Origin of the sequence: Aureimonas endophytica (genome assembly GCF_014642635.1) — a bacterium.
GTDB classification, from domain to species: domain Bacteria; phylum Pseudomonadota; class Alphaproteobacteria; order Rhizobiales; family Rhizobiaceae; genus Plantimonas; species Plantimonas endophytica.
The window spans coordinates 19,450-42,885 of record NZ_BMIQ01000009.1 but is presented as its reverse complement, the minus strand read 5'-3'; the positions used below and the strand labels follow the sequence as shown (position 1 = coordinate 42,885).

Sequence of the window (23,436 nt, the reverse complement as noted above, 5' to 3'; positions counted from 1 at the left end):
CCTATTCAGACCGAACTATTCCTCGAAAGGTCGCCAATGACAGCGGGTGTCGTCTTTCTTTTCAAAACAATGACGTTGCCGATGAGGATGGCCGCCGCGCCGATTGCGATGCGGGCGTCGAGATGAAGGCCCTCGAAGAGTGATGAGAGTATCAAGGCGACCAGCGGGATCGTAGTGAAGACGTAGGCAGCTCTTGCCGCTCCATGCCGCCCGACCAGTTCGAAGTAGATAAGGAACGTTGCGCATGAGGCTCCGACGGTTAGGTATGTAAGGCTTGCAAGGTATCGGAGGCTAAGGTCGAGGACTAAGGGTTCACCCGTCAGCATAGCGCAGATTGCACTCGTTGCGCCTCCAATCACTGCCGCCCACCCCAGTGCGGCGAAGGTTTCGACGCCCGCCCGCTGGTTGCGGGAATTCGCAACTGTCCCGGCTGCGGTCGCGAGAGACGACAGAAGAGCCCAGGCAAATCCCTCCAGAAGGCTGCCGTGTTGCGCCGTTCCCATACTGGGCAGGAATATCACGGCGACCCCCACGAGGCCGAAGGCTGTTCCTTGCGCGAATCGCCTCGAAAAAGGATCGCCGAGCATCGCTCGACCGAAGGCGGCCGCGAACAGCGACGAGGTCGAGAGCACGAGGGCGGCAAGGCCGCTCGGCATGCACCTCGTCGCCTCGTAGAAAGCAATGAACGCAACGGCGAAGAAGAGGATACCCTGGGCTGCCACGAATAGAAGTTCGGGAGCCCTAAGCTTCAGCCTCACACCCTTGATCTTGCCGCAGGCAAGCAGAATCAAGCCCGCAAGTGTCATGCGGATGGATACCGACCAGGCGGCAGGCGTCACTCCGGCCTGCAATTTTGTTGCCAGGGCGCCGCAACCCCAGAGTAGGCTGGTGAGGAGAAACAGCAGCGCGTTCATGCTGGTCCGCCGGCCACGGTCTGCGTCGCCCTCGTCCGTGCGATCACTAGCCGTTCCCTTGCCATTTCTTCCGCGACTTGGCTCGTGGCAAGCTTCTGGCCAGCGGCACGGCCGAAGATCTCTTCGAGTGTAGTTGCGATCCTTTTCACCCGTGCCAGGAGTATTGCCCTGTCGAAGCCCGGACCCTCGAGAGCGGTGCTAATGACACCTCCGGCGTTGATGACGTAGTCGGGCGCATAGAGAATCCCACGGCTGGCGATGCGCTCTCCATCGGTCGGCGTCGACAACTGGTTGTTGGCTGCGCCCGCGACGATCGCGACGCGAAGCTCTGGAATGGTGCGTGCGTTCATCCCGCCGCCCATGGCGCAGGGTGCGTAGACGTCAGCCTCGGCGGCATGGCAGCGATCCGGTTCGATAATCGTCGCGCCGAACGCTGTTCGAGCCGCGGTGAGCCGTTGCGGGTCCAGATCGGAAATGATGAGCCGAACCCCAGCGCGGTGAAGCAATTCCGCAAGCCGAAAGCCGACGGCGCCCAGCCCCTGGACGATGACGCTCGATCCCGCGAGATCGCCTCGGCCGAGACGATGTCGTACGGCTGCCTCGATCCCGCAGAACACACCAAGCGCCGTCATCGGCGACGGGTCGCCTGGGCCGTTTTCCGGGATGCCCCGAACGTGCGGCGTCACCTGCCGCATCAATTGGATGTCTTCGACCGTGGTGCCGACATCCTCGCCGGTGACAAACGTCCCGCCGAGCTGACCCACACGTCGTGCGAAAGCGGTGATCAGCGCCGGCGTTTTCTGCGCCTTCGGATCGGCGACGATCACGGCCTTGCCGCCGCCGTAAGGCAGTCCCGCCATGATGTTCTTGTATGTCATGCCCCTAGAGAGCCGGAGGACGTCCGTCAGCGCCGCGTCCATGTCCTGATAGGGAGCGATCCGGCACCCGCCCATTGCTGGTCCAGCACTCGTGTCATGGACGGCGATGATGGCATTCAGGCCGGATCGTGCGTCGAAACAGGTTGCCACTAATTCGTGGGCATCGAACTCTCGGTGGGTCTGGAACATGGCCTTCGCCTTTCGTGGAAGACCAGCTTCCTAGACGACGGCTGCCCTGTGGCTCTTGAACAATCATGCAGGATGCTTGGACCCCGTCCTGCCTGACAGGTGCAGGATTCTACAAGAAGGCGACGAGGCGGCGGCATATAGTAGGACCGTTATGACAAGAAACACGATCAAGGTATGGCACGCCCCCGAATTCGGCGGCGCTGAGATGCTGAAAGGGACCTATGTCCGCCATGCCTATCCCTGGCATGCGCACGAAGACTTAAGCCTTGGATTGGTTATGGGCGGAGCGATCGAACTTCGCACCCGTACCGGAAGCGGCCTCGCGACTGCAGGAAGCTTCGTGCTCATCAATTCCGAGGAACTCCATCGAGGTTCGCCGGCTGGTGGCGACGGATGGATATGCCGCACAATCCACGTCCATCCGGAAGCGATACGTGCAGCAGCCGACGAGCAAAGGACCATTGGTAGACGCGACACCGCCAGCTTCAAGGGACCGACATTCCGCGACGCGGAGCTCACCCAACTGCTCCTTGACCTGCATCGCCAGTCAGAACGCGGCGGATCGGCGCTTCAACGCCAGTCTCTGTTCGTTGCCCTCCTGTCTAGTCTGCTGGAACGGCATGTCCGAGATCCGATCAACGCCCGGAGCGGCCGCGAGGAGCCTCGCGCCGTCGCATTGGCGCGTTCGTTTCTGGACGAGAACCTATCGGATAAGGTGACGTTGGATGAACTCGCGTGCGAGGTCGGGTTGACGCCGTTTCGCCTTTTGCGGTCTTTTCAAAAGGCGACCGGGATCACACCGCATCAGTACCAGCTTCAGGCGCGTGTCCGGCAGGCGCACGCGCGACTGCGCCTTGACGAGTCACTTGCTGAGATTGCTCTCGATGTTGGCTTTGCCGACCAAGCCCACATGACGCGGGTGTTCAAGGCCATCATGGGAGCAACGCCAGGCCAGTTTCGAATGGCAGCCAATCGCGGTAGCGTCGGCCATGTGGGAAGCAAAATCCTGAGCTTCTGAGAAGACGAGAGAGGCGTTGTCGTGTGTTCGATAAGAGCGCGGACGACGTGGTGCGGCGCGACGAGGAGATGCTCGTCTTGGTGAGCTGTGGCCAATCGATAGTACTGAGGGCTCGACTGGATCGTCCGCTTCTTGAATGCACTCCGCGAAAGCGGACAGTCGCCTTTCCACCCACAACTGTCGCGAGGGCCCAGACGCTGTGAAAAGGGCGTCTCAGCCCCCCTTGAGATGCAACATATTCAGTCAGCAAAAAAATGCGTGCGCTGATCTCGGCTTCGGACGGAAGCCAACTATGGTCGTGAGCTTTCCCGTTCTGATAACTCCACACGGTTGAGATCCACACCGTCGAAGGTCGAACCCTTGTCCGATATGGCCGAACCGCGGTCCTGGTCGTCGGAAGCACTATTTTCCGGCCCCGGCGATGTCCGGGCTCGCGGGCGCACGCTGGACTGGGCGGCAACGCCCCTCGGCCCCGTTCAGGGCTGGTCCCAAAGCCTGCGTTCGACGGTGCGCACCCTCCTGTCTTCGCAGTATCCCATGGTGCTGACATGGGGGCCACAGTTCACGCAGATCTACAACGACGCCTATTCCAAGCTGATTGGCGACCGCCATCCTTCTGGGCTCGGCGGAGACATCCGCGTCACCCTCGCCGAGGCTTGGGACACGCTCGGGCCAATGATCGAGCGCGTGATGGCAACGGGTGTTGCCAACTGGACGCCGGCGCTTCCTCTCGAGATGCATCGGTCGGGCTATCGCGAGGAAGCCTACTTCTCGGTCAGCCACGCGCCGGCCGAAAACGACCGCGGCGAGATCGTCGGCATGCTGGCCGTCTGCTCGGAAGTCACCGAGCAAATCGTTGGCGAACGACGGCTGCGCCTGCTGCGCGAACTCGCGGCACGGGCCGGCGACGCGCAGGAGACGGCGGCGGCCGCGCGTGACCTTGTCGCCGCCCTATCCGAGGATCGTCTCGACGTGCCCTTCGCCTGCGTCTATCTGCGTGACGGCGACGCGTTCGGCCTCGTGGCGAGCCAAGGACTGACCGAAGACGACGCGGCGTCCGCCGCAGACTGGATGACTGGGGAGCGAGGCCTGTCGTCGGTAGACGATGCCCATGGTGGTGACGCTGCGCTTGTTGACGGTCTCGACCGTATTGTGACCGTCAGCGGCGGTGCCTACGGCGACCCTGTTACGTCGGCCATTCGCTTGCCGATCATGGGTGCCCAGGGAGCCGTGCTCGGTGTCTTGATCGCCGGGGTCTCGCCTAACCGGGCCCTTGATGAAGGCTACCGCTCGTTCTTCGAGCTTCTCGCCACGCAGGTCTCCGTAGCCCTGCGCAATGCCCGTGCCCGCGAGGACGACCGACGGCGCGCCGAGGAGCTGGCGGAACTCGACCGAGCGAAGACGGCCTTCTTCTCGAACGTCTCGCACGAGTTTCGCACCCCGCTGACGCTGCTGCTTGGGCCTCTTGAGGAGGCAATAGTGGACGAGGCCGGCACACTCGCGGACCATCGCGGCGAGCTCCAGATCGCACATCGCAACGCGCTCCGACTCCTGCGCCTCGTCAACACGCTCCTCGACTTCTCGCGCGTCGAGGCGGACAGGGCGGAAGCCAGCTTCGAGTTCTGCGATCTTTCGGTACTGACGGCCGACCTCGCCTCCAATTTTCGCTCGGCGATGGAGAAAGCGGGCCTTCGCCTCGTCGTCGACGCTCCGTCCCTGCCGCGTCTCGTGCGTGTCGACCGCGACATGTTCGAGAAGATCGTCCTCAACCTTCTCTCCAACGCCTTCAAGTTCACCCATGAGGGCACGATCGACGTCCGGCTGCGTGAAGCTGGCAGCGACGCCGTGGCTTTCGTCGTGTCGGACACGGGCGTCGGCATCCCGAGCGACGAGTTGCCCCGCGTCTTCGAGCGCTTCCATCGTATCCCCGGACAGCACGCCAGAAGCCACGAGGGCACAGGCATCGGCCTAGCCCTCGTCAGGCAGCTCGTGGCGCTCCACGGGGGAGACATCGCGGTCGAGAGCGAGGGGCCCGGGCGTGGGACGACCTTTACAGTCGTCCTTCCGTATGGTTCGGCGACCCGCGCCAGTCTGGTTGATGCGCCGCGCGATCCTGGCCTGCGTCCGCAAGCCGACGCCTTCGTTGAGGAGGCGCTTCGCTGGTTGCCGGGCGATGAGAACACCCATGCGGGCCGGCACACTCCGTCGCCGCGGTCACGCCCGCGTATCATCCTTGCCGACGACAATGCCGACATGCGCGCCTACGTCCAGCGACTCCTCGGCGACAGCTACGACGTCATCGCTGTCGCCGATGGAACGCAGGCGCTTGCGGCGGTGGAAACGTCGCGACCGGATCTGGTCGTGTCCGACATCATGATGCCGGGGCTCGATGGCTTCGCCCTCTTGCATGCCATGCGCTCGGACCCAGCCATGGCGACGGTGCCTGTCATTTTCCTGTCCGCTCGGGCGGGCGAAGAGGCACGTGTCGAGAGCTTGGCCGCGGGTGCCGACGACCACGTCGTGAAGCCCTTCGGCGCCCAGGAACTGCGGGCTCGCATCGACGGCGTTCTTCGTCTGGCAAGCCTGCGGGGCGATGCTGCCAACCGCGAGCGCGTGCTGGAGGCCCAGCTCGCCGCGTCGAAGGCTCAAGTCGCGCTCGCGCATTCGGAGAGCCAGCTCTGGACGCTGATGGACGCCCTTCCCGTCCTGATCTCCCATATCGATCGGGACCTGCGCTACCGGTTCGTCAACCGTGCCTACGAGACCTGGTTCTCGCGCAAGCACGAGGACGTCGTCGGCAAGACGGTCGCCGAGGTCGTCGGCCCTGTGGCCTTCGAGCAGGTCAGGCCCAGGATCGGGGCTGCGCTGTCGGGCCAACACCTCAGTTTCGAGGAGAGCGTGGTCTATCCCGACGTCGGCTTGCGGCACGTCCGGGCGGACTTCATCCCCAAGCGGACGCCCGAGGGAGAGGTGGTCGGTTTCTACGGGCTCGTGCAGGACGTCACGGAGGCTCGACAGCAGACCGAAAGGCTCGCCGAAAGCGAGCGGCGGATGCGTGTGGTCCTCGACGCGGTGTCGGACGGCTTTGTCGCGGTCGACGCAAATTGGCGCATCACTCTCTTCAATCGGGCCGCGGAAGACGCCTTCGGCCGCGAGCGCGACAACGTGCTCGGACAGGAACTATGGGACGCATTCCCCGAAGTCTGTGCGACCCCATATGGGCAGCATCTGAAACAGGTGATGGAAACGCGGACCGCAATGACTTTCGAGGAGGGTTCACCGGTCCAGTCCGACCGCTTCCTCGAAACCCGGCTCGCGGGGACTCACGACGGCGGGCTCGCCGCGTCCTTTACGGACATCACGGAACGCAAAGTGGCGGAACGACATCGCGAGCTCCTCGTCAACGAGCTGAACCACCGGGTGAAGAACACGCTCGCCGTGGTGCAGTCGATCGCCATGCAGTCCTTCAAGGACGAGCGCGTTCCGAACCAGGCGCGGCAAGCCTTCCAGGGGCGGCTCCTGGCGCTTTCCGACGCCCACAACCTCCTGACACAGGAAAGCTGGGAAACGGCGCCTCTTTCGCTGGTCGTCGAGGGCGCTCTGCGGCCCTTCCGGGAGGGCAACCGCTTCGACGTTCAGGGACCAAAGGTCCGGGTGGGTCCCAAGGCTTCCGTCAGTTTGACGCTTGCCTTCCACGAGCTCTGCACGAATGCGGTCAAATACGGCGCCTTGTCCGCTCCCGAGGGCCACGTGACGATTGCTTGGTCCGTGACGGGCCACCCGCAACCAACGCTGACGATCCGTTGGGTCGAGAGCGGAGGACCAGAGGTGCGGCCACCCGAGCGCCCCGGCTTCGGCTCACGCCTCGTGTCGCGGGGCCTTGCGGCCGAGCTGGGCGGCGCGGTGGAGCTTCTGTATCCTCCAACGGGTGTCGTCTGCGAGATCGCGGCCCCGCTCGGTACCGTCGAGAGTCGTTGATGCCGCTTCAAGGTAAGCGGGTTCTCATCGTCGAGGACGAGATGCTTGTTGCGATGAACCTGGAAGACACCCTGACGGACCTTGGGCTGCACGTCGCAGGCACCGCCATGCAACTTGGTCCGGCATTGGAGCTGGCGCGGGACTCCGCCATCGACGTCGCGGTGCTCGACATCAACCTTCACGGAGGTCGGTCTTATCCTGTTGCCGACATCCTGCTCCAGCGCGGCGTCCCGTTCGTATTCGCGACCGGGTACGGTCATACGGAAGGCGAAACCGCCTACGAGAGGATCCCCGTCGTGACGAAGCCTTATCGAACCATCGATTTGGAGACCGCCCTCATCGCGGCGCTCGCTCGTGTACCTTTCGTTTGAGTAAACCCGCGGTAGGAAGCCTACCCGGCTCAGCGAAGGTTGATCTGAACGCACTGTGCGAATGTCGGCTTCTTCGATTGGCTTGCACGAGGCGGACAGTCACCAACCAACCCGGTCGAGCCGTCGAACGCCGAAGAAGCGGACGCTTGGAAGCGAACCATCGGCTTCCGACCCCATAGAGACGAGAAGCCATGTGCATCTACCAATCCACACGCGGACGTTCTCGCGAGCATCGCGCCTACCAGTCGAGTGGCGCGTCCTGCCAGTCGCGGTAGAGGTTCTCGCCGGAGCCCATGTGCCGTTCCACCACGTCGGCTACACCGTGCACGCTCGGCTGCAACTCCATCTCCGGCTCGACCGTCCCGTCCAGCGTGCCCATCGCCGTTCGCACCCAGCCCGGGTGAATGGACAACACGGTGAGACCATTCGTTCCCCGCGCCCGGTTCGTTGCCCAGAGTCCACGGGCCAGCATGTTGAGCGCCGCCTTGCTGGCCCGGTAGAGTTCGAGGCCGCCCTCCAGGTTGATCGCCGTGCTGCCCCGGTGCGAGGACATGAAGCCGTAGGTTCCGTCCGGTGCCAGCCGGCAGAGCAGGCGATGGGCCAGCCGCATCGGGCCGAACGTGTTGGTCAGCATGATCTCGGCGAACTCGGCATCCGTCGCATCGGTCACGCTCTGATGCAGCGGGCCGTAGATCCCGGCATTGAAGTAGATGACATCGAACCGACGCTCGCGGAGTTCGAGGAGGAACGGACCGATGCCGTCGCGATCGGTCACATCGATCGTGGCGGTCGAAAGGCGGGTGGGATTGTCTGATCCGACGGCCACGAGATCACGAGTATCGGCGCCGGGCCGCGCCGTGCCGGTGACGTGCCAGCCGCGCTGGAAGAACTCGGCGGCAAGGCCAAGGCCGAGACCGCGTTCGGCCCCGACGATCAGGATGGATTTCGGCATGATGCAGGTCTCCGGGTCTCAGATGGCGGAATAGCCGCCGTCGGCCATGACCAGCGCGCCAGTCATAAAGCTCGCGGCCGGCGAGGCGAGGAACGCGATCACTTCGGCGATCTCGTCGGCCTGCGCGACGCGGCCGATCGGGTGCACGCCGCCAAAGGACGCGAGCGTCACGCGGCTATCGGCGACTCCGATGCCTTGCAGGATGTCGGTTTCGACCACACCGGGCGCGACGGCGTTGGCACGGATCCCCATGCTGCCGTACTCCGCGGCGATCACCTTCACGAGCTGGGTGATCGCGCCCTTCGAGGCGGCGTAGGCGGACAGGTCCTTCATGGCGACCGCGGCGACTACCGACACGACCGAGACGATCGCCCCGCCTCGGCCGCTCGCCACCATGGCCCGAACCGCCTCGCGCGACTGCACGAAGGCGCCACGTGCGTTGGTCGCCATCACGGCCTCCCATTCGGCCAAACTCGTGTCGAGCAGCGACTTGTTGAGCGTGCGCCCGGCATTGTTGACGAGGATGTCCACCCGTCCGAAGCACTCCATGGCGAGGGCCATCGTGCGCTTCGCCACATGCTCGTCGGCGACGTCGCCGACGAGGGTCGCGACGTCCGCGCCTTCCAGTTCGCGCACGGTTTCTGAGATGTCGCTGGCGACGATCCGCGCGCCGCGAGCGCGCATCAGATCGACGGTGGCGCGTCCGATCCCGCGGGCCGCACCCGTGACGACGGCCACTTGGCCATCAAGGTTCAACTTGTTCGGTGTCATGTCCACTCTCCTTGGGAGGACATGTACGGGATCGCCGCTACAGGATAATCGGCGGTCTTCTACGTTCGGTTGTTAGCTGATCTCAACAATCAAGGATGCGGACATGTTGTCGAGCAGCGACTATGGGGCGTTGCGTGCCTTCGCCGCGGTCGCCGAGGAATCGAGCTTCAGCCGTGCGGCGCAGACGCTCGGCGTATCGCCGTCGGCGCTCAGCCAGATGGTCAGGGGACTGGAGGACCGCGTCGGGGCGCGTCTCCTCAACCGCACCACGCGCAGCGTCTCGCTGACGGAAACGGGCCGGATGCTGCTCGACCGGATCCGGCCGGCGATGGGCGACCTTGGCGCCGCCGTCCAAGACGTGCGCTCCACGAATGGTCGGCCAGCCGGAACGGTTCGCGTCCACGCCTTTCGCGTCGCCGCCGAGTTGTTCCTGGCCCCGATGCTGGCGCAGTTCACGCGGGACTACCCGGAGATCGTTCTCGACGTGACGCTCGACGACAAAGTCTCGGACATCGTCGCTGGCGGCTTTGACGTCGCGATCCGGCTGGGAGAGACGATCGAGCGCGACATGGTCGCGATCCGCCTCGGCCCGGACCTTCGCCAGGTCGCGGTCGCCTCGCCCGCCTATCTCGCTGAGCACGGGACGCCATCGACGCCGGACGATCTTCTGCACCATCGCTGCATCCGCTGGCGGTGGCCGGGCCGTGGGGCACCCTACGCTTGGGAGTTCCATGAGAAGGGGCGCTGGTTCACGGTCGCCGTCGATGGGCCGCTGATTGCCGACAGCCGCGGGTTCGGCATCGCGGCGGCGGCGACGGGCGCCGGCATCGCCTTTGCGATCGAAGAGGCAGTCGCACCATATGTTCGCGACGGCCGGCTCGTGCCGCTGCTCGAGGCTTGGTCCGCGCCGTTTCCCGGTTTCTTCCTTTGCTATCCCCAGCAACGTCATATGTCGCCGGCTCTGCGCGCCTTCGTGGACCGCTTGAAGTCAACGTCCTGAAACATGCGTCCGTTTTCGTCGCGCCGTCGTACAAAGCAGACAGTCCGCAAACCACCCCTCCCGGCTGTTCAAGCCGAGTTTCGTATCGGGCCATAAGCCGTCATTCAAGCGGCGAGCCGAGTACAATGGCTTCGTCTCAATGCCAGTCGTTCTGACCGCTATTCGGAGCTTAGTTCACGAACGGCAGGTTCCAGTATCACGCGGGGCCAATCTGAACGGCGAAGATGGGCGTACAAGCGATGCTTTACGCCACCTTGAGCTGCATCACCATCGCACCCATCCTTTAGGTGCGTCAATCGCCTTTCTCAAGGGAAAGCCAGTAGACATCAGAAGATCCTGTACATACCAATAAGCTCGAAGCTGCATGCGAAAGCAAGCAAGAGCAGATATCAGCGGTTGTACGGGAGTTTTGCGCATGAGTGACGCTACTACAGCTTGGTATTACGATCACATGGGGAGCAGCAAGGGCCCATTCACGCCTGATGAGATAAGGGCGCTAATTCGCGCGGATGTTCTGAACGAGCATACGAGCGTCTGGTCCGAGCTCATCGGCGAGTGGAAGCCACTCTTTCGTACCGATCTTCGCAGCCTATTGGGTGAAAGGACTATCCAGCCGCCGCCATTATCGTCCGGCAGCCCTGCAGCGCCCAAAACACGCTCGGACGAGGAAGCTCTAGCAAGCCTGTTCGACAAGCCTGGAAGCACTTCGGCGTTGGGGACCAGAGAAGTCCCTGCTCAACTGCCTGGCGTTTCGCCGTATGCATTTGCGTCCGTCCGAGACAACAAGTTTCTGGGCAAGGCGTTGACCTGGCTTGTCGCACTTAACGGCGGCATCAGCGCATTCGAGGCATTAACAATTATCAAAGCCTCTGGCGGAGTTTCAGGTAAATATCAGCAAGCAGCATTTCTCGATACTCAAGACGTTGCAGCCCTGGTTGCCATCCCCTTCCTGATCACCATCGTTGTATTCCTGCTCTGGAAATATAGGTCTACGTCCAATTTGATTGCGCTGCGAGGGCCGCAGTCCGTTTCAGCCGCTGGCGCAGTTTATTGGTACTTCATACCTGTCGCTTGGTTCTGGAAGCCCTACCAAGCGATGAGAAACATTGCCCTTGGGTTTGGCGCTGGACCTGTATCAGCTGTACAAAAATGGTGGGCCTTCACGCTTGCGAGCGTCTTTGTCCCTTTGGTCGCTAACGCCAGTCTGCCCGACCAAGTGACAACCATTGAGCAAGCGCAGCGATACATTGGGTGGAGCATCGCCATATATGGAGTCGAGGTCGCGTGGTGCTACTTCGCAGCTGAACTCATCAAAAGCGTGAATGCATCGCAATCTCGTGCATTGGGACAATCTTAGCATTGTCCACGACTTATCCGATCCACAGGGTCAAACTACTCCCCAGGGCATACCCAGTTACGAAACGAACAAAGTTGTTCGTTGCCTCTGGTCTCCGATAAGAAATGATGCCGTCGCTTGCGCACGCGAAGCAAGCGACGGCAACGAGCGAAAGCGGCGGCTGCCATGTACCCGCCAACACGGGCGTAAGAGTTGCTGCAGTAATAGACCCTCCTACAACGCCGCAGCAGCGTGCGCAGAGTGGAAGCTCCCAATTGAGGATCCTGATCGCAGTGTGAGGGCGTGCGTTACAAAGAGGCCGCCGGCTACGAAGCGCTGTGCTGGCGACTTGCTTGACCCGCAGAAGACGAGTAGCCAACTCAGGCTTGAGCGCGCACAAGGGAGGCGTCCATACACATGCGAATGGTGCGCCAAGCTTGCTCCGGCTGAGCTTCGATCATCTGCTGGAACTCAGGCGAGAAAATCGACGCGACTTCCCGAGCGTAGAGCATACCAAGCAGTCGCTCAGCTCGATCCGGTTCTCGTTCATGAGCGGCGTCAATGGCCGTTTTGCCCCGTTCTGAAAACCAAGCAATCATCTGCTGGCACCTTCCATAAGTGAAAGCATCTCGGCACGATGGAAACTCTTCCTTTAGCATCTGCGCGAGCGCCTCAGGGCGTCGAGCGATGAGGCGTTCGTTTCGATCACGCTCGATGCGGGATTGCTCCGCAAGATTTTGCTGTCGCTGCTGCTCCAGAGCCGCTTCGTTGCTCTTCTTCTGATCGTCACCAGCCTCGGATATTGCTACGCATATGCATATCAGGACGACAATGATAATAACCGCGACCCACATCAATCGCCTTCCCTGAATACCAACGTTCGTGACGCGCCCGATTCGAAGCTTTGCGAGTAGTCAAATCTCCATGCACAGCTCCGTCAAGCGTCGGAGTTGATCCCGCTTGTGCAAATCATCGTCGCAAATAGCAGCCAACGCCGGAGCCTTCATAATTGCCGAAGCCGACAGGACTTTGATTCCTAGCTATGGACCAATCTTGTCGCTATCTTTCCTTTCCGTCAGCATACCATTCGGTTCACGAGATCGAGTGGTACAGCATGCCAGCCATCCCTGATGAGGTGTTTTCTCGCTGCCGAAGAGCAGCAGACGATGGAAAGCGATATCTGCTCTTTTGCATGGACGTTTACGATCGCCTGAGGGGTGATGGCGATCTTGGCTATTATTATCCGGCGCTTGCTACGGCTGCGGATGTCGCGCAGTACCTTGAGGAAAAGCAGCTGGGCGATTGGAATACTGGCAACAGTGCAGACGTCTGCTGGGGAATCTTTGACTTGTCGGCCACATCAGGTGAAATTTCCGCAGACAGCTGCACCCATCCGCTGCAATGGATGCAGGAATTCAAACGGGCACGCGAATCATCTAGCGACGTGCATCCTTAGCCGATCATCCGCTTGATGGTGGCGGCAATGTTCTTGACGTGGTTGAAAATGATCATCTCGCCCGCCGAACTCTGAAGGTGCTTGAGAGCTGACGCCTCATCAAAATCAGCACGTTCCAGATTGCAGGCGATGCACTTGCAGGCTTCTCTCTACAACGGCCACCGTTCGTGCGGTGACGAGGATCTTGCTCGGTGAGGAACTCCTCATACGTCTTAAGGATTGCCGGCACCTCGTCAGGCCGCAGCCTGGCAACATCACCGGAGTAATGCGGGCGGGGGCGGTTTGCATACCTGAACGGCCGGCCGCGTTGCCGATGCGCTTTAGGGCGAGGGGGCGAACTGTTCGCGGAGTTCCTTCGTCAGCTTCCTCGCGCTCTCTTCGATGTCGATCTTCGCGCTGCGAGCAAGCTTTCTGCCCTTCGGGATGGGCATGCGGATAGCTCCTGTCAATTATCGACGGTCGACGCGCGGTGCGTTCGAGGCAGGCGCAAGGGCAATCCCGCGGATCGTCTGTTCGATCGAGGCGGCAGCGGTCGCCGCTGCGGTTCGGGCCTGGTCGAAGCGATGAAGGGCGTCGAGGCCGGCGTAGCGCTCGGCGCCCTGGCGGGAGACGGCGCCCTGGCGGGAGACGGCGCTACCGGCCCCGCCATGTACATTTTCCTACGGCAGCTCAGCCAGTCTACAGCATCGGCATGCCGCCCGTTACCGGGATCAGCGCACCGGACATGTAACTGCCCTCCCGTGACGCTAACAGCACGTAGGCCGGCGCGAGTTCTGCCGGCTGGCCGGCGCGGCCGAGCGGTGTCTTCTCGCCGATCGAGGACAGTTCCTCCGGCTTTTTGACGATGGGCTGAATGGGTGTCCAGATCGGACCCGGCGCCACGCAGTTCACACGAATGCCCTTCGGGGCGAGCAGGTTGGAGAGCGAGATGGTCAGGCTCGCGATCGCCCCTTTCGTCGCCGAATAGATCAACATCTTCTCGCCCGCGACCTTCGCCTGGACGCTGGTCGTGTTGATGATCGTTGCGCCCGGCTCCATGTGGGAAACCGCCGCCTGTGCGAGATAGAACATCGCGAAGACGTTGACCCTGAAGGAATTCTCGAGATCCGTCGGCGTGACGTCGTCGAGTTCCTCGTTGACTACCTGCGCGGCCGCGTTGTTGACGAGAACGTCGATCCGGCCGAGCTGTCCCACCGTTTGAGAGACGAGGTCCCGGCAGTGCGCTTCGTCCGCGAGGTCGCCGGGCAATAGAATGCAGCGCCGTCCTGCCTTCTCGACCCAGCGAGCCGTCTCTTCTGCGTCGGACTGCTCAACAGGCAGGTAGGAGATCGCGACGTCGGCGCCCTCACGAGCATAAGCGATCGCGACGGCACGGCCGATGCCGCTGTCGCCGCCAGTGATCAGAGCAACGCGATCCGTCAGAAGCCCTTTGCCGATATAACTCTCCTCGCCATGGTCGGGGGCCGGCGTCATTTTCGACGTTAGGCCGGGCTTTTGCTGCTGCTGGTCGCCGGGGAAAGGAGGGCGTGGGCCGGCTTGGCGCGGATCGACGGTCATGGGGAATCTCCTTCGTCAGTTGTCGTCGAACTAGGAGACATCGACGTTGGAGATAGCGAGGCAGGACGTTTTGGCGCTGACAACTCCCAGCGCGGCCCTCCGAAGTGGCGTTCGGCTTATCGAAAGTCTCGCGTTTTCACTCGGATTTCGTCCACGACGTGGCCGTACGGGTCCGACATCGTCTTGGCGGGCGGCATCCTTGGCAGCGCCATTCCGGTCGAGATCGTTGCATCGACAACGCCTTCTGCCTTTCCGCGTCGCGCCACGCTTGCGAACTCCTTCGACAGGTCCGTCAGGGCATGGGCGATGAGATGCACAACCTCCCCTTCCCGCTGGATCCGCCCTTTGACGCCCATCATGCCGGCGCCAAGCACCGTCCGGCGGTTGGCCTCGAACACCTTCGTCCAGACGACGAGGTTCGCAACGCCCGTCTCGTCCTCGATCGTGATGAACATGACACCCTTCGCCGAGCCGGGGCGCTGCCGGACGAGAACGATGCCGGCGACTTCGACCCAGCGCTTGTCGCGTGAAGCCATGGCCTCGTCGCAGGTGATATGACGGCGTTGGACGAGCTCGGCCCGCAAGAACGATACGGGATGCTGGCGAAGGGTCAGTCCGACATGGCCGTAGTCCTCCACCACCTCGCCACCCTCCGGCATCGCACGCAGCGTCACAACGGGTTCGGCCTGCTCGGCGACGGTCCTCGCCTCCCGGTCGGCCGCGGCGGCGAACAAGGGCAGCGGTTCGTCCCGAAGCGGCTTGATCGCCCAGAGCGCGTCCCGGCGTGACAGGCCGATGCCGGGTCGGAAGGCATCCGCCTCGGCGAGATCGACCAAGGCCGCCGGCGAGATGCGAGCGCGGCGCCAGAGATCGTCGACCGAGGCGAAGGGCGTTTCCTCCCGCGCCGCGACGAGCCGGGCGGCCTCCGCGTTGCCGAGCCCACGCACCATGCGAAGCCCAAGCCGAACGGCAAAGCGGCCGTCGCCGCCATCATCGCCATCGGAACAGGCTTCCGATGCTTGCGGCTCCAGCGTGCAGTCCCAGCGGCTGGCGTTGATGCAGACGGGCCGGACCTCGACGCCGTGCTCCTGCGCGTCGCGCACGATCTGCGCCGGAGCGTAGAAGCCCATCGGCTGCGCGTTGAGGAGCGCCGCGCAGAACACATCCGGATGCCAGCACTTCAGCCAGGACGACGCATAGGCGATCAGGGCGAACGAGGCCGCATGGCTCTCCGGAAAGCCGTAGGAGCCGAAGCCCTCGAGCTGGCGGAAGGTGCGTTCGGCGAACTCGCGCTCGTAGCCGTTCGCCACCATGCCCTCGACCAGCTTGTCCCGGAAGTGGCTGACGCCGCCGGTGAACTTGAACGTCGCCATCGCCCGTCGGAGTTGGTCGGCCTCGCCCGGCGTGAAGCCGGCGCATTCGATCGCGACCCGCATCGCCTGTTCCTGGAACAGCGGCACACCGAGCGTCTTGCCGAGAACGCGCTCCAGTTCCGGCTTTGGAAACGCGACCTCTTCCCGGCCTTCGCGGCGCCGGAGATAGGGATGCACCATGTCACCCTGGATCGGACCGGGGCGCACGATCGCCACCTCGATCACGAGGTCGTAGAAGGTGCGCGGCTTCATCCGCGGCAGCATCGCCATCTGCGCTCTGGACTCGATCTGGAAGGTCCCGAGCGTGTCGGCCCGCCGGATCATCGCATAGGTGCGCGGGTCCTCCGCCGGGATGGTGGCGAGGTCGAGGTCGATGCCCTTATGCTCACGAAGGAGATCAAAGCCCCGCCGCATGGCCGACAGCATGCCGAGCGCCAAAACGTCGACCTTCATGAACTTCAGGGCGTCGATGTCGTCCTTGTCCCATTCGATCACCTGCCGGTCGACCATGGCCGCCGGCTCGATCGGCACCAGCTCGTCGAGCCGGTCGCGCGTCAGGACGAAGCCGCCGGGATGCTGCGACAGGTGGCGTGGCGCGCCGACGAGCTGCGAGGCGAGTTCCAGTGCAAGGCGCAGCCGCCGGTCCTCCATGTTGAGGTTGACGCTGCGGGCGTGCTTCTCGTCGATGTCCTCCGACCAACCCCAAACCTGGCTTGAGAGCGTCTTCGTCAGATCCTCCGGGAGCCCAAGCGCCTTGCCGACGTCGCGGAGCGCGCCTTTGGCGCGGTACCGGATCACGGTCGAGCAGAGCGCCGCCTTCGTCCGCCCGTAGGTCTCGTAGACCCACTGGATCACCTCTTCACGCCGCTCGTGCTCGAAGTCGACGTCGATGTCGGGTGGCTCGCGGCGCTCTTCACTGACGAAACGCTCGAACAGGAGGTCGTTGCGATCGGGGTCGATCGAGGTGACACCCAGCACGAAGCAGACGGCGGAGTTCGCCGCCGATCCGCGGCCTTGGCAGAGAATGCCCTTCGACCGGGCGAAGCGAACGATGGCGTTCACGGTCAGGAAGTACGGGGCGTAGTCGAGCTTCTCGATGAGACGAAGCTCATGCTCGAGGTTGCGCCGGACGGACGGGGGCAATCCCTCCGGATAGCGCTCGGCCGCCCCCTCCCAGGTGAGTTTCGCCAGCGCCTCCTGCGGCGTCAGGTCGGGGAACTGCTTCTCTTCCGGATACTGGTAGGCAAGCTCGTCCATGGAGAAGCGGCAGCGATCGGCGATCTCGAGCGTCCGGGCCAACGCTTCCGGGTAGCGCTTGAACAGACGATGCATTTCCGGCGGAGGCTTCAGGAACCGGTCCGCATGGCGCTCGCGGCGAAAGCCGGCATCGTCGATGGTGACGCCGTGCCGGATGCAGGTGACGACATCTTGCAGGATCCGGCGATCCGACTCGTGAAAGAGGACGTCGTTCGTCACCACCGTCGGCACGCGGGCGGCGGCCGCCATGGTCGAGAGCTCGTGCAGGCGGAGCTGATCGTTCGGCCGACGTCGCAGGGCCAGCGCGAGATAGGCCCGATCGCCGAAAACGGTCCGCAAGCGCCGGAGTTGGTGGTGGAGTTCGTCGTCGGCGTAATCCGGCACCATCACGCCGATCAAGCCTTCGCTGTGGGAGACGAGATCGTCCCAGCCGAGAACGCACCTCCCCTTCCCGCCTCGTGACTTGCCAAGGGTCAAAAGGCGGCAAAGCCGCGAATAGGCCGGGCGGTTCATCGGGTAGACCAGGATCGGCATACTGTCCGTCAGGTCGAGCCGGCAGCCGACGATCAGCCGAATGCCGGTGGTCTTGGCGGCCTCGTGCGCTCGCACGATGCCGGCCAGCGAGTTGCGGTCGACGACGCCGAGCGCCTCGATGCCCATCAGGCTGGCGGTGGCGAAGAGTTCTTCACAGGACGAGGCCCCGCGCAGAAACGAGAAGTGCGAGGTGACCTGAAGCTCGGCATAGCGATGGCTTACATCAGCCATGTCCGGAGAGCCTGACCCGTCGGCGCATCGCTCGGCGCCGCATCAGCCGAAGATACCGTGCAGGAACCAGCGATGCGACCCGGTCTCGGCATGCTCGCCATCGCCGGCGCGATAAAGCCAGTAGCGCTCACCGGCGTCGTCCTCGACCTGGAAGTAGTCTCGAACCGTGACAAGCTCGGCGTCGCGCTTCCACCATTCGCCGAAGACGCGCTCCGGACCGTCGGCACGGCGCACGCGGCGCCGCTGGCCACGCCAGGTGAACCAGTTCGGCGGGTGGTCGGGGAGCAGCGCCATCGTCTCGACCGGCTCGGGTCTCGGCAGGAGGCGGGACGGCCGCGGCCAATGATCGTCCCAGGAGACGCCATCATCGGAGCTCATCGCCTCGACGCGGGCAACGGAGCGCTCCGGCACGTCGCTCGATCGGGGTGCGAAGCGGTAGAGACGGCGTTCGCCGATGCGGTTCGCCAGGATGTCGACCAAACCCGACACATCCGCTTCCGGCTCCTCGACGAGCGAGGAGATCGTCTGGCGATCAGCGAGCGGCTCGGTCTGCGTTGCCGCCAGCGTCATGACCTCGATGCCAAAGCCCGGTGCGACGGTCTCGATACGTTCCGACAAAAGGCGGGTCAGGCGCTTGGCGTCGCGCTCGGGTCGCGCCGTGCCGATGCGGATCGCCTGCCAGAGGTTGTCGACCCGGCCGAACAGAAGATCGAGCCGGCGCGCGCCGAGCGATCTGGCCTCCAACTCCGTCACGAGCGCCGTGACGAGCTTTGCCGTATAGCGCGCGATGGTCTCCGGCGCACCGATCGGCTCGCCAAAGACGCGGCGCACCTCGATGAGGTCGGGCGAGCGGATGGGATCGATCGGCTCCGGCAGAATGCCGGCCGCCTGGTCGAGCCGCCGGCCGAGTTGCGGGCCGAAGCGCAGCGTCAGCGGCGCGCGCGGCTGCGCCGCGATCTCGCCGATCGTCGCAAAGCCGAGGACATGCAGATCGAGAAGCAGCCGAGGGGCAAGGCGCAGCGCAGCGAGCGGCAGGCCTGCCAGCGCTTCCCGCGTCGCGTTTGCCTCGACAAGCGCCATCGCCGCGCCGGAAAAGCGCGCGGCGGCATGGGCGGCGCCCCAGGTGTCAGCGATCGCAGCATGGGCCTCCAATCCGGATGCGGCAAAGCGGTCGACGAGGCTGCGCAGCAGTGCCTCCTCGCCTCCGTGGAGGTGTTCAGCCCCGCTCGTCTCGATCACGATGCCGTCGGGCGGATCGCCGGCGACAATCGGCGAGAAGCGCAGGCCCCAGACGGCGAGCCGATCGAGGGCCGCCGCGTCGCCGGCGGGATCGGCGTCGAGCACGGCAAGACCGGGAACGAGGGCCTGCGCCTTGGCCGCCGCCATGCCGACCGACAGGCCAGCCGCGTCCGCCAGACGATCCAACGCCGTGACGACGCGGCGATTGCCCTCTCGCCCGACGAGCACAAGCGGCACGTCAGCCGGCGGTGCGCTGCCGGGCGACTTGCGGCGCAACCGATCGGTCGGCCAGCGCGGCAGAAAGAGCGAGACGACCCTTGCCATCGCAGGCCTCCACTTCGAAGTCGGCGCATTCACCGGCGCGGCACCGGATGAGTTCGAGAAGCCAACGTGCCCGTCCGACGCCCGGCACCGGCAACGGTCGCGACGGCAGGACGGACACGCGCCAGCGGGTGACGGATGCGGTCGGCTGCCCGAAGTCGGCGGCTTCGGTCTGGCGCCGCCAGCGGCGAACCGCGAGAGCGATCGAGCCGGAGCCCTCAGCCGCAAGCTGGAGCCGGCGCGAGGCCGTCATCGACAGCTTGGCGACCTCGGCGACGACCGCGCCGAGCCCGCCGTGGCGAAGGCCATCCTCGAAGCAGGCGAGCAGGCTCTTCTCGTCGCCAGCTTCGACGTAGATGACCCGCCCGGGGGCCAGACCCGCCTGGGCGATCGCGGGAGCGAAGAGATCCTGGCGCGTGACGCACCACAACACCTTGCCCTTCGTCCGGGCGGCGATCCCGGCCGTAAAGAGCGCTGCGGCCGCGCCGTCGACAGCCCCGTTTCCACCGCCTGCCACCTCGTGGAGCGAGCCCAGCGCCAAGCCGCCGCCAGGAAGCCTGGCGTCGATCTCGGGAAGGCCGAACGGCAGGACGTCGCGCGCACGAGCGGTTCGCCCCTCAAGCCGCTCGATTTGCGAGCGAAGGGTCTCGACCAGAGCGGCAGAACGTTTCTCCATGGGCAACGCAAGGAATCAGTACGGACTTTGTTCCTATCTTGTTCTCGATCCGTTGCTGTCGAGTCAATGGCTTGGCGTTTTGGATCGGAGACGGAAGAGTTAAAATCCCCTTCTCGTCGTCGCAGTCGCCGAACTCAGCGATCCAAGCCCAACAACCGGCTTCGTTACATGATCGACCGGATTTGAAGCCCTCAGCGCCTCTACAACTGACGCGGGCTTCACTATCCCGGCGTCGATCCGCGGTTCGAGGCACAGTCGTGATCCGCCGGCGGCGAATCCTGAACCTGCTTGCGGCGATGCTCGTGCCAGGGGCGAGACCTAAATTCGCGCTGAGCGAGTTCTAGCTGTGTCGCCCCACTCACAAGCGTTTCGCTTGCCCTTCCTGAAGTCCCATCTCACGGGCTTGCGCCAGAATATCCGATCCGACTTCGATCAGTTCGAGGTCTGATCGACCGATGAGATCTCTCGCGGCGATCATTGCTTCCTCGGCGGATCGCGCAACGGCGAGAACACGGGTTTTGCGCAAGCCATCCGAGGGATCGAGATCGTCATGAGAGAACGCAAACAAGTATCCCGTGACGCCTCTTTCACTCATCGCCTTCCACCCCGTCTTTTCCGCGCAGCCTGATCATAGCAACCGGCTAATGTAGCCTGGCGCAGATCGCGCGCCAGGCAGGTCGGTCTCAAAAGCTCACTTCGGCATCAGCACCGTATCGATGACATGGACCACGCCGTTCTTCTGCATGACGTCGGCTTGGTAAGTGCCGCTGGACGGCTGTCGGCGGCCGTGATGATCTCGCGTCATGTGCAATCTTCAATCGATCATGAAGGGGCAGACGAACTGCCTTGTGGAGCCAAGCAGGAGCGAAACGCCAGTGGCAGAGCAGCGACAAAATCCCATCGGCCTTATGTGCTCAGCCGATGAGTTTGCCCGACGTTTACAACGCTCAGTAGTCAAAATGGCTAGCTAAAATGATAAGGAACTATCGCCCTCATTGATCTTAAGGTGTCGTTGAGGCGGTCGGGTCGAATGCTACGGCAGTTCTGTCGTTGCAATTCCACGAATTCCCATGCTCCAGCACCTCAAGATTTCCACGAAGATCGCAGCGATTGCAGTCGGCGTCAGCTTAATTGGCCTTTGCTTGTCGGGCTACGCGGCGACGCAGATGAAAAGTATCGACGATAACTACTCGGCGTTGGTCGATCAGCGCGCGGCTGCAGTCATGAGACTTGTCCGAGCGGGGAAGAGCATCAGCGATGCCGCTTATGCGTCATACAAGACTCTCGTCTATGAAGGCGCGACCGACGAGGCGAAGGCGTCGGCAACCGATCGCGGTGACGAAATCCAAAAGGCTAAGGATCACCTCGGCGCCGTTCGAAAAGGGTTTCCTGAAAAGGCTGCCGAACTCGACAAGCTGCAATCTGCGCTGGATGAGATTGCTTCTTTCGGCAAGCAAGGTGTCGATGCTGGCCTGCTGAATGATGACAAGTCTGCCATTCCGCTACTGGCGAAGATGGATGCGGCAACGAAGCAGTTCGATACCGAGTACGGCGAACTTCGCGAGAAGCTTATCGCTGAAACGAGCGCCGAGTCGGATGGACTGACGGAGAGCACTTGGTCAACTATCTACACAATGCTGGCGGGCTCCCTCATCGGTCTCATCCTCGGTGTTGCCGCCGCCATGGCTGTTTCGTCCAAAGGCATCGTTGGTCCTCTGCAACTCCTGGCGCAACGCATGAAGGAACTCGCAGGGGGACAGCTGGACGTTCCTGTTGAGGGGACAGATCGCGGCGACGAAGTCGGTGTGATGGCGAAGGCGGTCCAGGTGTTCAAGGACGCGGCCAATCAGAACAAGCGGCTTGAGGCTGAAGCCGTTGCGGCGCAGGCGGCACAGGTTGCAAATGTCGAGCGCCAAGCCGCAATCGACAGCGCAAAGGCTGAAGATCTGAAGATCTTCGTTCACCTCGTTGAGGAGGGCTTCGACAAGCTGTCGGCCGGCGATCTGACGGTTCGGATGAATCAGGCGGTGGCCCCGGAATTCGAGCCAATCCGCCAAAAGTTCAACGCCTCGGTGACGCAGCTGGAAACGACGATCGGCTCGGTTGTTGGCGCGGTCGGCACGATGCGGGTCGGTCTTAATCAGATCACAGTCGCCGCCGGAGACCTATCACAACGCACCGAACAGCAGGCGGCTTCGCTGGAAGAGACCGTGGCGGCGCTCTCTGAGGTCATGCGCGGCGTCAACGGCACGGCCCAACGTGCGGACGATGCTCGCTCTGCCGCTGTTTCGGCGCAGTCCGAGGCGGACAAAGGCGGGACGATCGTTGCAAACGCGGTCAAGGCCATGGCGGAGATCGAGCAGTCCTCGGCAAAGATCGGAAACATCATCGGCGTTATCGACGAGATTGCCTTCCAAACGAACCTCCTTGCTCTGAATGCCGGCGTCGAGGCGGCGCGGGCCGGCGAGGCAGGGCGCGGCTTTGCGGTGGTGGCGCAGGAAGTGCGCGGCCTCGCCCAGCGATCGGCCGAGGCGGCCAAGGAGATCAAGGACCTGATCTCGACATCCACCGGCCAGGTTGGAGAGGGCGTCGAACTCGTCTCGGCTACCGGGCGCTCTCTTGAACAGATCATGGTTCAAGTCGGCGGCGTCGCCACGATCATCACCGAGATGGCGCGGGGCGCACGTGAGCAGTCCGTAAGCTTGAAGGAAGTCGCTACGGCAGCCGACCAGATGGATAAGGTCACGCAGCAGAACGCAGCGATGGTCGAGGAGACGACGGCAGCTGCGCAGAGCCTTCTGCGCGAAACCGATCAGCTTGCCGGTCTGGTTGACGGCTTCCGAACGGCGGATGGCTTGAGGAACCAGCCGGCAGCGCGCAACGCAACTCGCAACGCTTCTGCAAAACCCCGCGCCGTTCCGCAGCTTCGGACAGTCGGTACAGGTGGCGCTGCGCCGCGTTCGCAGACTGCCCCGGACGACTGGGCTGAATTCTGACAAAGACGAATGGCGCTCCAGGGAGAAGCTGGAGCGCCATTCATACAATTCGTGGAAAACGAGCTGAGCGCCTTTCGTGCGGTTCCGCTACGATTGATCATGGAGATCAAGGAGGGCGAGGTGACGGTAGATGCCTACGGCTTCCTGACATGCGATCCGAACAAGGAGGTTAAGGCTGTCCATCCGAAGGCCATGCCGGTGATCCTGACGACGCCGGAGGAGATGGATGTCTGGCTGCGAGCAGAGTGGAAGGAGGCTTCCGAGCTTCAACGCCCGCTTCCTGATGGAGCGCTGCGGATTGTCGCCAAAGGCGAACGGAAGGACGGCGAGTGATCATCGGCCGATCCTCCCCGGCGTGGACGTCTCGTCCTTCGGGGACTGTTGCTCGA

At 63.3% G+C, this 23,436-nt stretch carries 19 protein-coding genes and 2 pseudogenes; 9 read left to right on the top strand and 12 right to left on the bottom strand.

Features of this window, described 5'->3' with window-relative positions:
* Window positions 1-5: 5 nt before the first annotated feature.
* Together IEY14_RS22075 and IEY14_RS22070 are read right to left on the bottom strand one after the other, a co-directional pair.
* Window positions 6-914: a DMT family transporter gene (locus IEY14_RS22075; protein WP_188912421.1), complete on the bottom strand. Its 909-nt coding sequence runs from the start codon at window positions 912-914 to the stop codon at window positions 6-8.
* A complete protein-coding gene (locus tag IEY14_RS22070; protein ID WP_188912419.1) occupies window positions 911-1,981 on the bottom strand; it encodes a Leu/Phe/Val dehydrogenase in 1,071 nt (356 codons plus the stop codon). The genes IEY14_RS22075 and IEY14_RS22070 overlap by 4 nt, the downstream gene beginning before the upstream one ends.
* Before the next feature lie 151 nt (window positions 1,982-2,132).
* On the opposite strand from IEY14_RS22070, the gene IEY14_RS22065 reads away from it, so the two are divergent.
* The 3 genes from IEY14_RS22065 to IEY14_RS22055 all read left to right on the top strand — a co-directional run bounded on the left by IEY14_RS22065 (window position 2,133) and on the right by IEY14_RS22055 (window position 7,348).
* Window positions 2,133-2,999, top strand: coding sequence for a helix-turn-helix transcriptional regulator (locus tag IEY14_RS22065; RefSeq protein WP_188912416.1), 867 nt, complete (start codon window positions 2,133-2,135; stop codon window positions 2,997-2,999).
* Between the two features lie 369 nt (window positions 3,000-3,368).
* Window positions 3,369-6,977, top strand: coding sequence for a PAS domain-containing protein (locus IEY14_RS22060; RefSeq protein WP_244639641.1), 3,609 nt, complete (start codon window positions 3,369-3,371; stop codon window positions 6,975-6,977).
* Window positions 6,977-7,348, top strand: a complete 372-nt coding sequence (locus tag IEY14_RS22055; protein ID WP_188912413.1) for a response regulator — start codon at window positions 6,977-6,979, stop codon at window positions 7,346-7,348. Before IEY14_RS22060 ends, IEY14_RS22055 begins: the two co-directional genes overlap by 1 nt.
* Window positions 7,349-7,586: 238 nt before the next feature.
* Here IEY14_RS22055 and IEY14_RS22050 read toward each other — a convergent pair whose 3' ends face one another.
* The gene (locus IEY14_RS22050; protein ID WP_210318540.1) at window positions 7,587-8,300 is read right to left on the bottom strand and encodes an SDR family NAD(P)-dependent oxidoreductase; all 714 of its coding nucleotides are present in this window, start codon (window positions 8,298-8,300) and stop codon (window positions 7,587-7,589) included.
* An 18-nt stretch (window positions 8,301-8,318) separates the two neighbouring features.
* A complete protein-coding gene (locus tag IEY14_RS22045; protein WP_188912411.1) occupies window positions 8,319-9,071 on the bottom strand; it encodes an SDR family NAD(P)-dependent oxidoreductase in 753 nt (250 codons plus the stop codon).
* A 103-nt stretch (window positions 9,072-9,174) separates the two neighbouring features.
* Between IEY14_RS22045 and IEY14_RS26255 the strand changes: the two are divergent.
* The 3 genes and pseudogenes from IEY14_RS26255 to IEY14_RS22035 all read left to right on the top strand — a co-directional run.
* Window positions 9,175-9,360: pseudogene (locus tag IEY14_RS26255) on the top strand (LysR family transcriptional regulator); the annotation flags it as partial.
* 12 nt (window positions 9,361-9,372) lie between these two features.
* Complete coding sequence (locus IEY14_RS22040; protein ID WP_308422072.1) at window positions 9,373-10,071, top strand: LysR substrate-binding domain-containing protein; 699 nt, start codon at window positions 9,373-9,375, stop codon at window positions 10,069-10,071.
* A gap of 415 nt (window positions 10,072-10,486) precedes the next feature.
* Window positions 10,487-11,428, top strand: a complete 942-nt coding sequence (locus tag IEY14_RS22035; protein ID WP_188912407.1) for a DUF4328 domain-containing protein — start codon at window positions 10,487-10,489, stop codon at window positions 11,426-11,428.
* A gap of 13 nt (window positions 11,429-11,441) precedes the next feature.
* Here the strand turns inward: IEY14_RS22035 and IEY14_RS26340 are convergent, their stop codons facing one another.
* Complete coding sequence (locus IEY14_RS26340) at window positions 11,442-11,786, bottom strand: DUF2085 domain-containing protein (RefSeq protein WP_373289037.1); 345 nt, start codon at window positions 11,784-11,786, stop codon at window positions 11,442-11,444.
* 1 nt (window position 11,787) lies between these two features.
* A complete protein-coding gene (locus tag IEY14_RS22025; RefSeq protein ID WP_188912403.1) occupies window positions 11,788-12,261 on the bottom strand; it encodes a hypothetical protein in 474 nt (157 codons plus the stop codon).
* A 260-nt stretch (window positions 12,262-12,521) separates the two neighbouring features.
* On the opposite strand from IEY14_RS22025, the gene IEY14_RS22020 reads away from it, so the two are divergent.
* Window positions 12,522-12,863: a hypothetical protein gene (locus tag IEY14_RS22020; protein ID WP_188912401.1), complete on the top strand. Its 342-nt coding sequence runs from the start codon at window positions 12,522-12,524 to the stop codon at window positions 12,861-12,863.
* 678 nt (window positions 12,864-13,541) lie between these two features.
* Here IEY14_RS22020 and IEY14_RS22015 read toward each other — a convergent pair.
* The 6 genes from IEY14_RS22015 to IEY14_RS21990 form a co-directional block, all read right to left on the bottom strand.
* The gene (locus IEY14_RS22015) at window positions 13,542-14,420 is read right to left on the bottom strand and encodes an SDR family oxidoreductase (protein ID WP_188908383.1); all 879 of its coding nucleotides are present in this window, start codon (window positions 14,418-14,420) and stop codon (window positions 13,542-13,544) included.
* A 116-nt stretch (window positions 14,421-14,536) separates the two neighbouring features.
* Window positions 14,537-17,815 (bottom strand): error-prone DNA polymerase, encoded by a 3,279-nt coding sequence (locus IEY14_RS22010; protein ID WP_188912399.1) that lies wholly within the window; start codon window positions 17,813-17,815, stop codon window positions 14,537-14,539.
* A gap of 42 nt (window positions 17,816-17,857) precedes the next feature.
* Window positions 17,858-19,378, bottom strand: a complete 1,521-nt coding sequence (locus IEY14_RS22005) for a Y-family DNA polymerase (RefSeq protein WP_188912397.1) — start codon at window positions 19,376-19,378, stop codon at window positions 17,858-17,860.
* Window positions 19,293-20,051, bottom strand: a complete 759-nt coding sequence (locus IEY14_RS22000) for an ImuA family protein (RefSeq protein WP_188912394.1) — start codon at window positions 20,049-20,051, stop codon at window positions 19,293-19,295. Before IEY14_RS22000 ends, IEY14_RS22005 begins: the two co-directional genes overlap by 86 nt.
* Window positions 20,052-20,409: 358 nt before the next feature.
* A complete protein-coding gene (locus tag IEY14_RS21995) occupies window positions 20,410-20,646 on the bottom strand; it encodes a hypothetical protein (RefSeq protein ID WP_188912392.1) in 237 nt (78 codons plus the stop codon).
* Between the two features lie 96 nt (window positions 20,647-20,742).
* Window positions 20,743-20,856, bottom strand: coding sequence for a fasciclin domain-containing protein (locus IEY14_RS21990; protein ID WP_188912390.1), 114 nt, complete (start codon window positions 20,854-20,856; stop codon window positions 20,743-20,745).
* 265 nt (window positions 20,857-21,121) lie between these two features.
* On the opposite strand from IEY14_RS21990, the gene IEY14_RS21985 reads away from it, so the two are divergent.
* On the top strand, window positions 21,122-23,047 hold the full coding sequence (locus IEY14_RS21985; protein ID WP_244639630.1) for a methyl-accepting chemotaxis protein: 1,926 nt from the start codon (window positions 21,122-21,124) through the stop codon (window positions 23,045-23,047).
* 96 nt (window positions 23,048-23,143) lie between these two features.
* Window positions 23,144-23,380 (top strand): annotated as a pseudogene (locus IEY14_RS21980) (SOS response-associated peptidase family protein); the annotation flags it as partial.
* Window positions 23,381-23,436 lie beyond the last annotated feature (56 nt).

Excerpts from the sequence above, each read along its gene's own strand:
- IEY14_RS22075 (WP_188912421.1), bottom strand. The coding sequence starts at position 914 with ATGAACGCGCTGCTGTTTCTCCTCACCAGCCTACTCTGGGGTTGCGGC.
- IEY14_RS22070 (WP_188912419.1), bottom strand. The coding sequence starts at position 1,981 with ATGTTCCAGACCCACCGAGAGTTCGATGCCCACGAATTAGTGGCAACC.
- IEY14_RS22065 (WP_188912416.1), top strand. The coding sequence starts at position 2,133 with ATGACAAGAAACACGATCAAGGTATGGCACGCCCCCGAATTCGGCGGC.
- IEY14_RS22060 (WP_244639641.1), top strand. The coding sequence starts at position 3,369 with ATGGCCGAACCGCGGTCCTGGTCGTCGGAAGCACTATTTTCCGGCCCC.
- IEY14_RS22055 (WP_188912413.1), top strand. The coding sequence starts at position 6,977 with ATGCCGCTTCAAGGTAAGCGGGTTCTCATCGTCGAGGACGAGATGCTT.
- IEY14_RS22050 (WP_210318540.1), bottom strand. The coding sequence starts at position 8,300 with ATGCCGAAATCCATCCTGATCGTCGGGGCCGAACGCGGTCTCGGCCTT.
- IEY14_RS22045 (WP_188912411.1), bottom strand. The coding sequence starts at position 9,071 with ATGACACCGAACAAGTTGAACCTTGATGGCCAAGTGGCCGTCGTCACG.
- IEY14_RS22040 (WP_308422072.1), top strand. The coding sequence starts at position 9,373 with ATGCTGCTCGACCGGATCCGGCCGGCGATGGGCGACCTTGGCGCCGCC.
- IEY14_RS22035 (WP_188912407.1), top strand. The coding sequence starts at position 10,487 with ATGAGTGACGCTACTACAGCTTGGTATTACGATCACATGGGGAGCAGC.
- IEY14_RS22025 (WP_188912403.1), bottom strand. The coding sequence starts at position 12,261 with ATGTGGGTCGCGGTTATTATCATTGTCGTCCTGATATGCATATGCGTA.
- IEY14_RS22020 (WP_188912401.1), top strand. The coding sequence starts at position 12,522 with ATGCCAGCCATCCCTGATGAGGTGTTTTCTCGCTGCCGAAGAGCAGCA.
- IEY14_RS22015 (WP_188908383.1), bottom strand. The coding sequence starts at position 14,420 with ATGACCGTCGATCCGCGCCAAGCCGGCCCACGCCCTCCTTTCCCCGGC.
- IEY14_RS22010 (WP_188912399.1), bottom strand. The coding sequence starts at position 17,815 with ATGGCTGATGTAAGCCATCGCTATGCCGAGCTTCAGGTCACCTCGCAC.
- IEY14_RS22005 (WP_188912397.1), bottom strand. The coding sequence starts at position 19,378 with ATGGCAAGGGTCGTCTCGCTCTTTCTGCCGCGCTGGCCGACCGATCGG.
- IEY14_RS22000 (WP_188912394.1), bottom strand. The coding sequence starts at position 20,051 with ATGGAGAAACGTTCTGCCGCTCTGGTCGAGACCCTTCGCTCGCAAATC.
- IEY14_RS21995 (WP_188912392.1), bottom strand. The coding sequence starts at position 20,646 with ATGAGTGAAAGAGGCGTCACGGGATACTTGTTTGCGTTCTCTCATGAC.
- IEY14_RS21990 (WP_188912390.1), bottom strand. The coding sequence starts at position 20,856 with ATGACGCGAGATCATCACGGCCGCCGACAGCCGTCCAGCGGCACTTAC.
- IEY14_RS21985 (WP_244639630.1), top strand. The coding sequence starts at position 21,122 with ATGCTCCAGCACCTCAAGATTTCCACGAAGATCGCAGCGATTGCAGTC.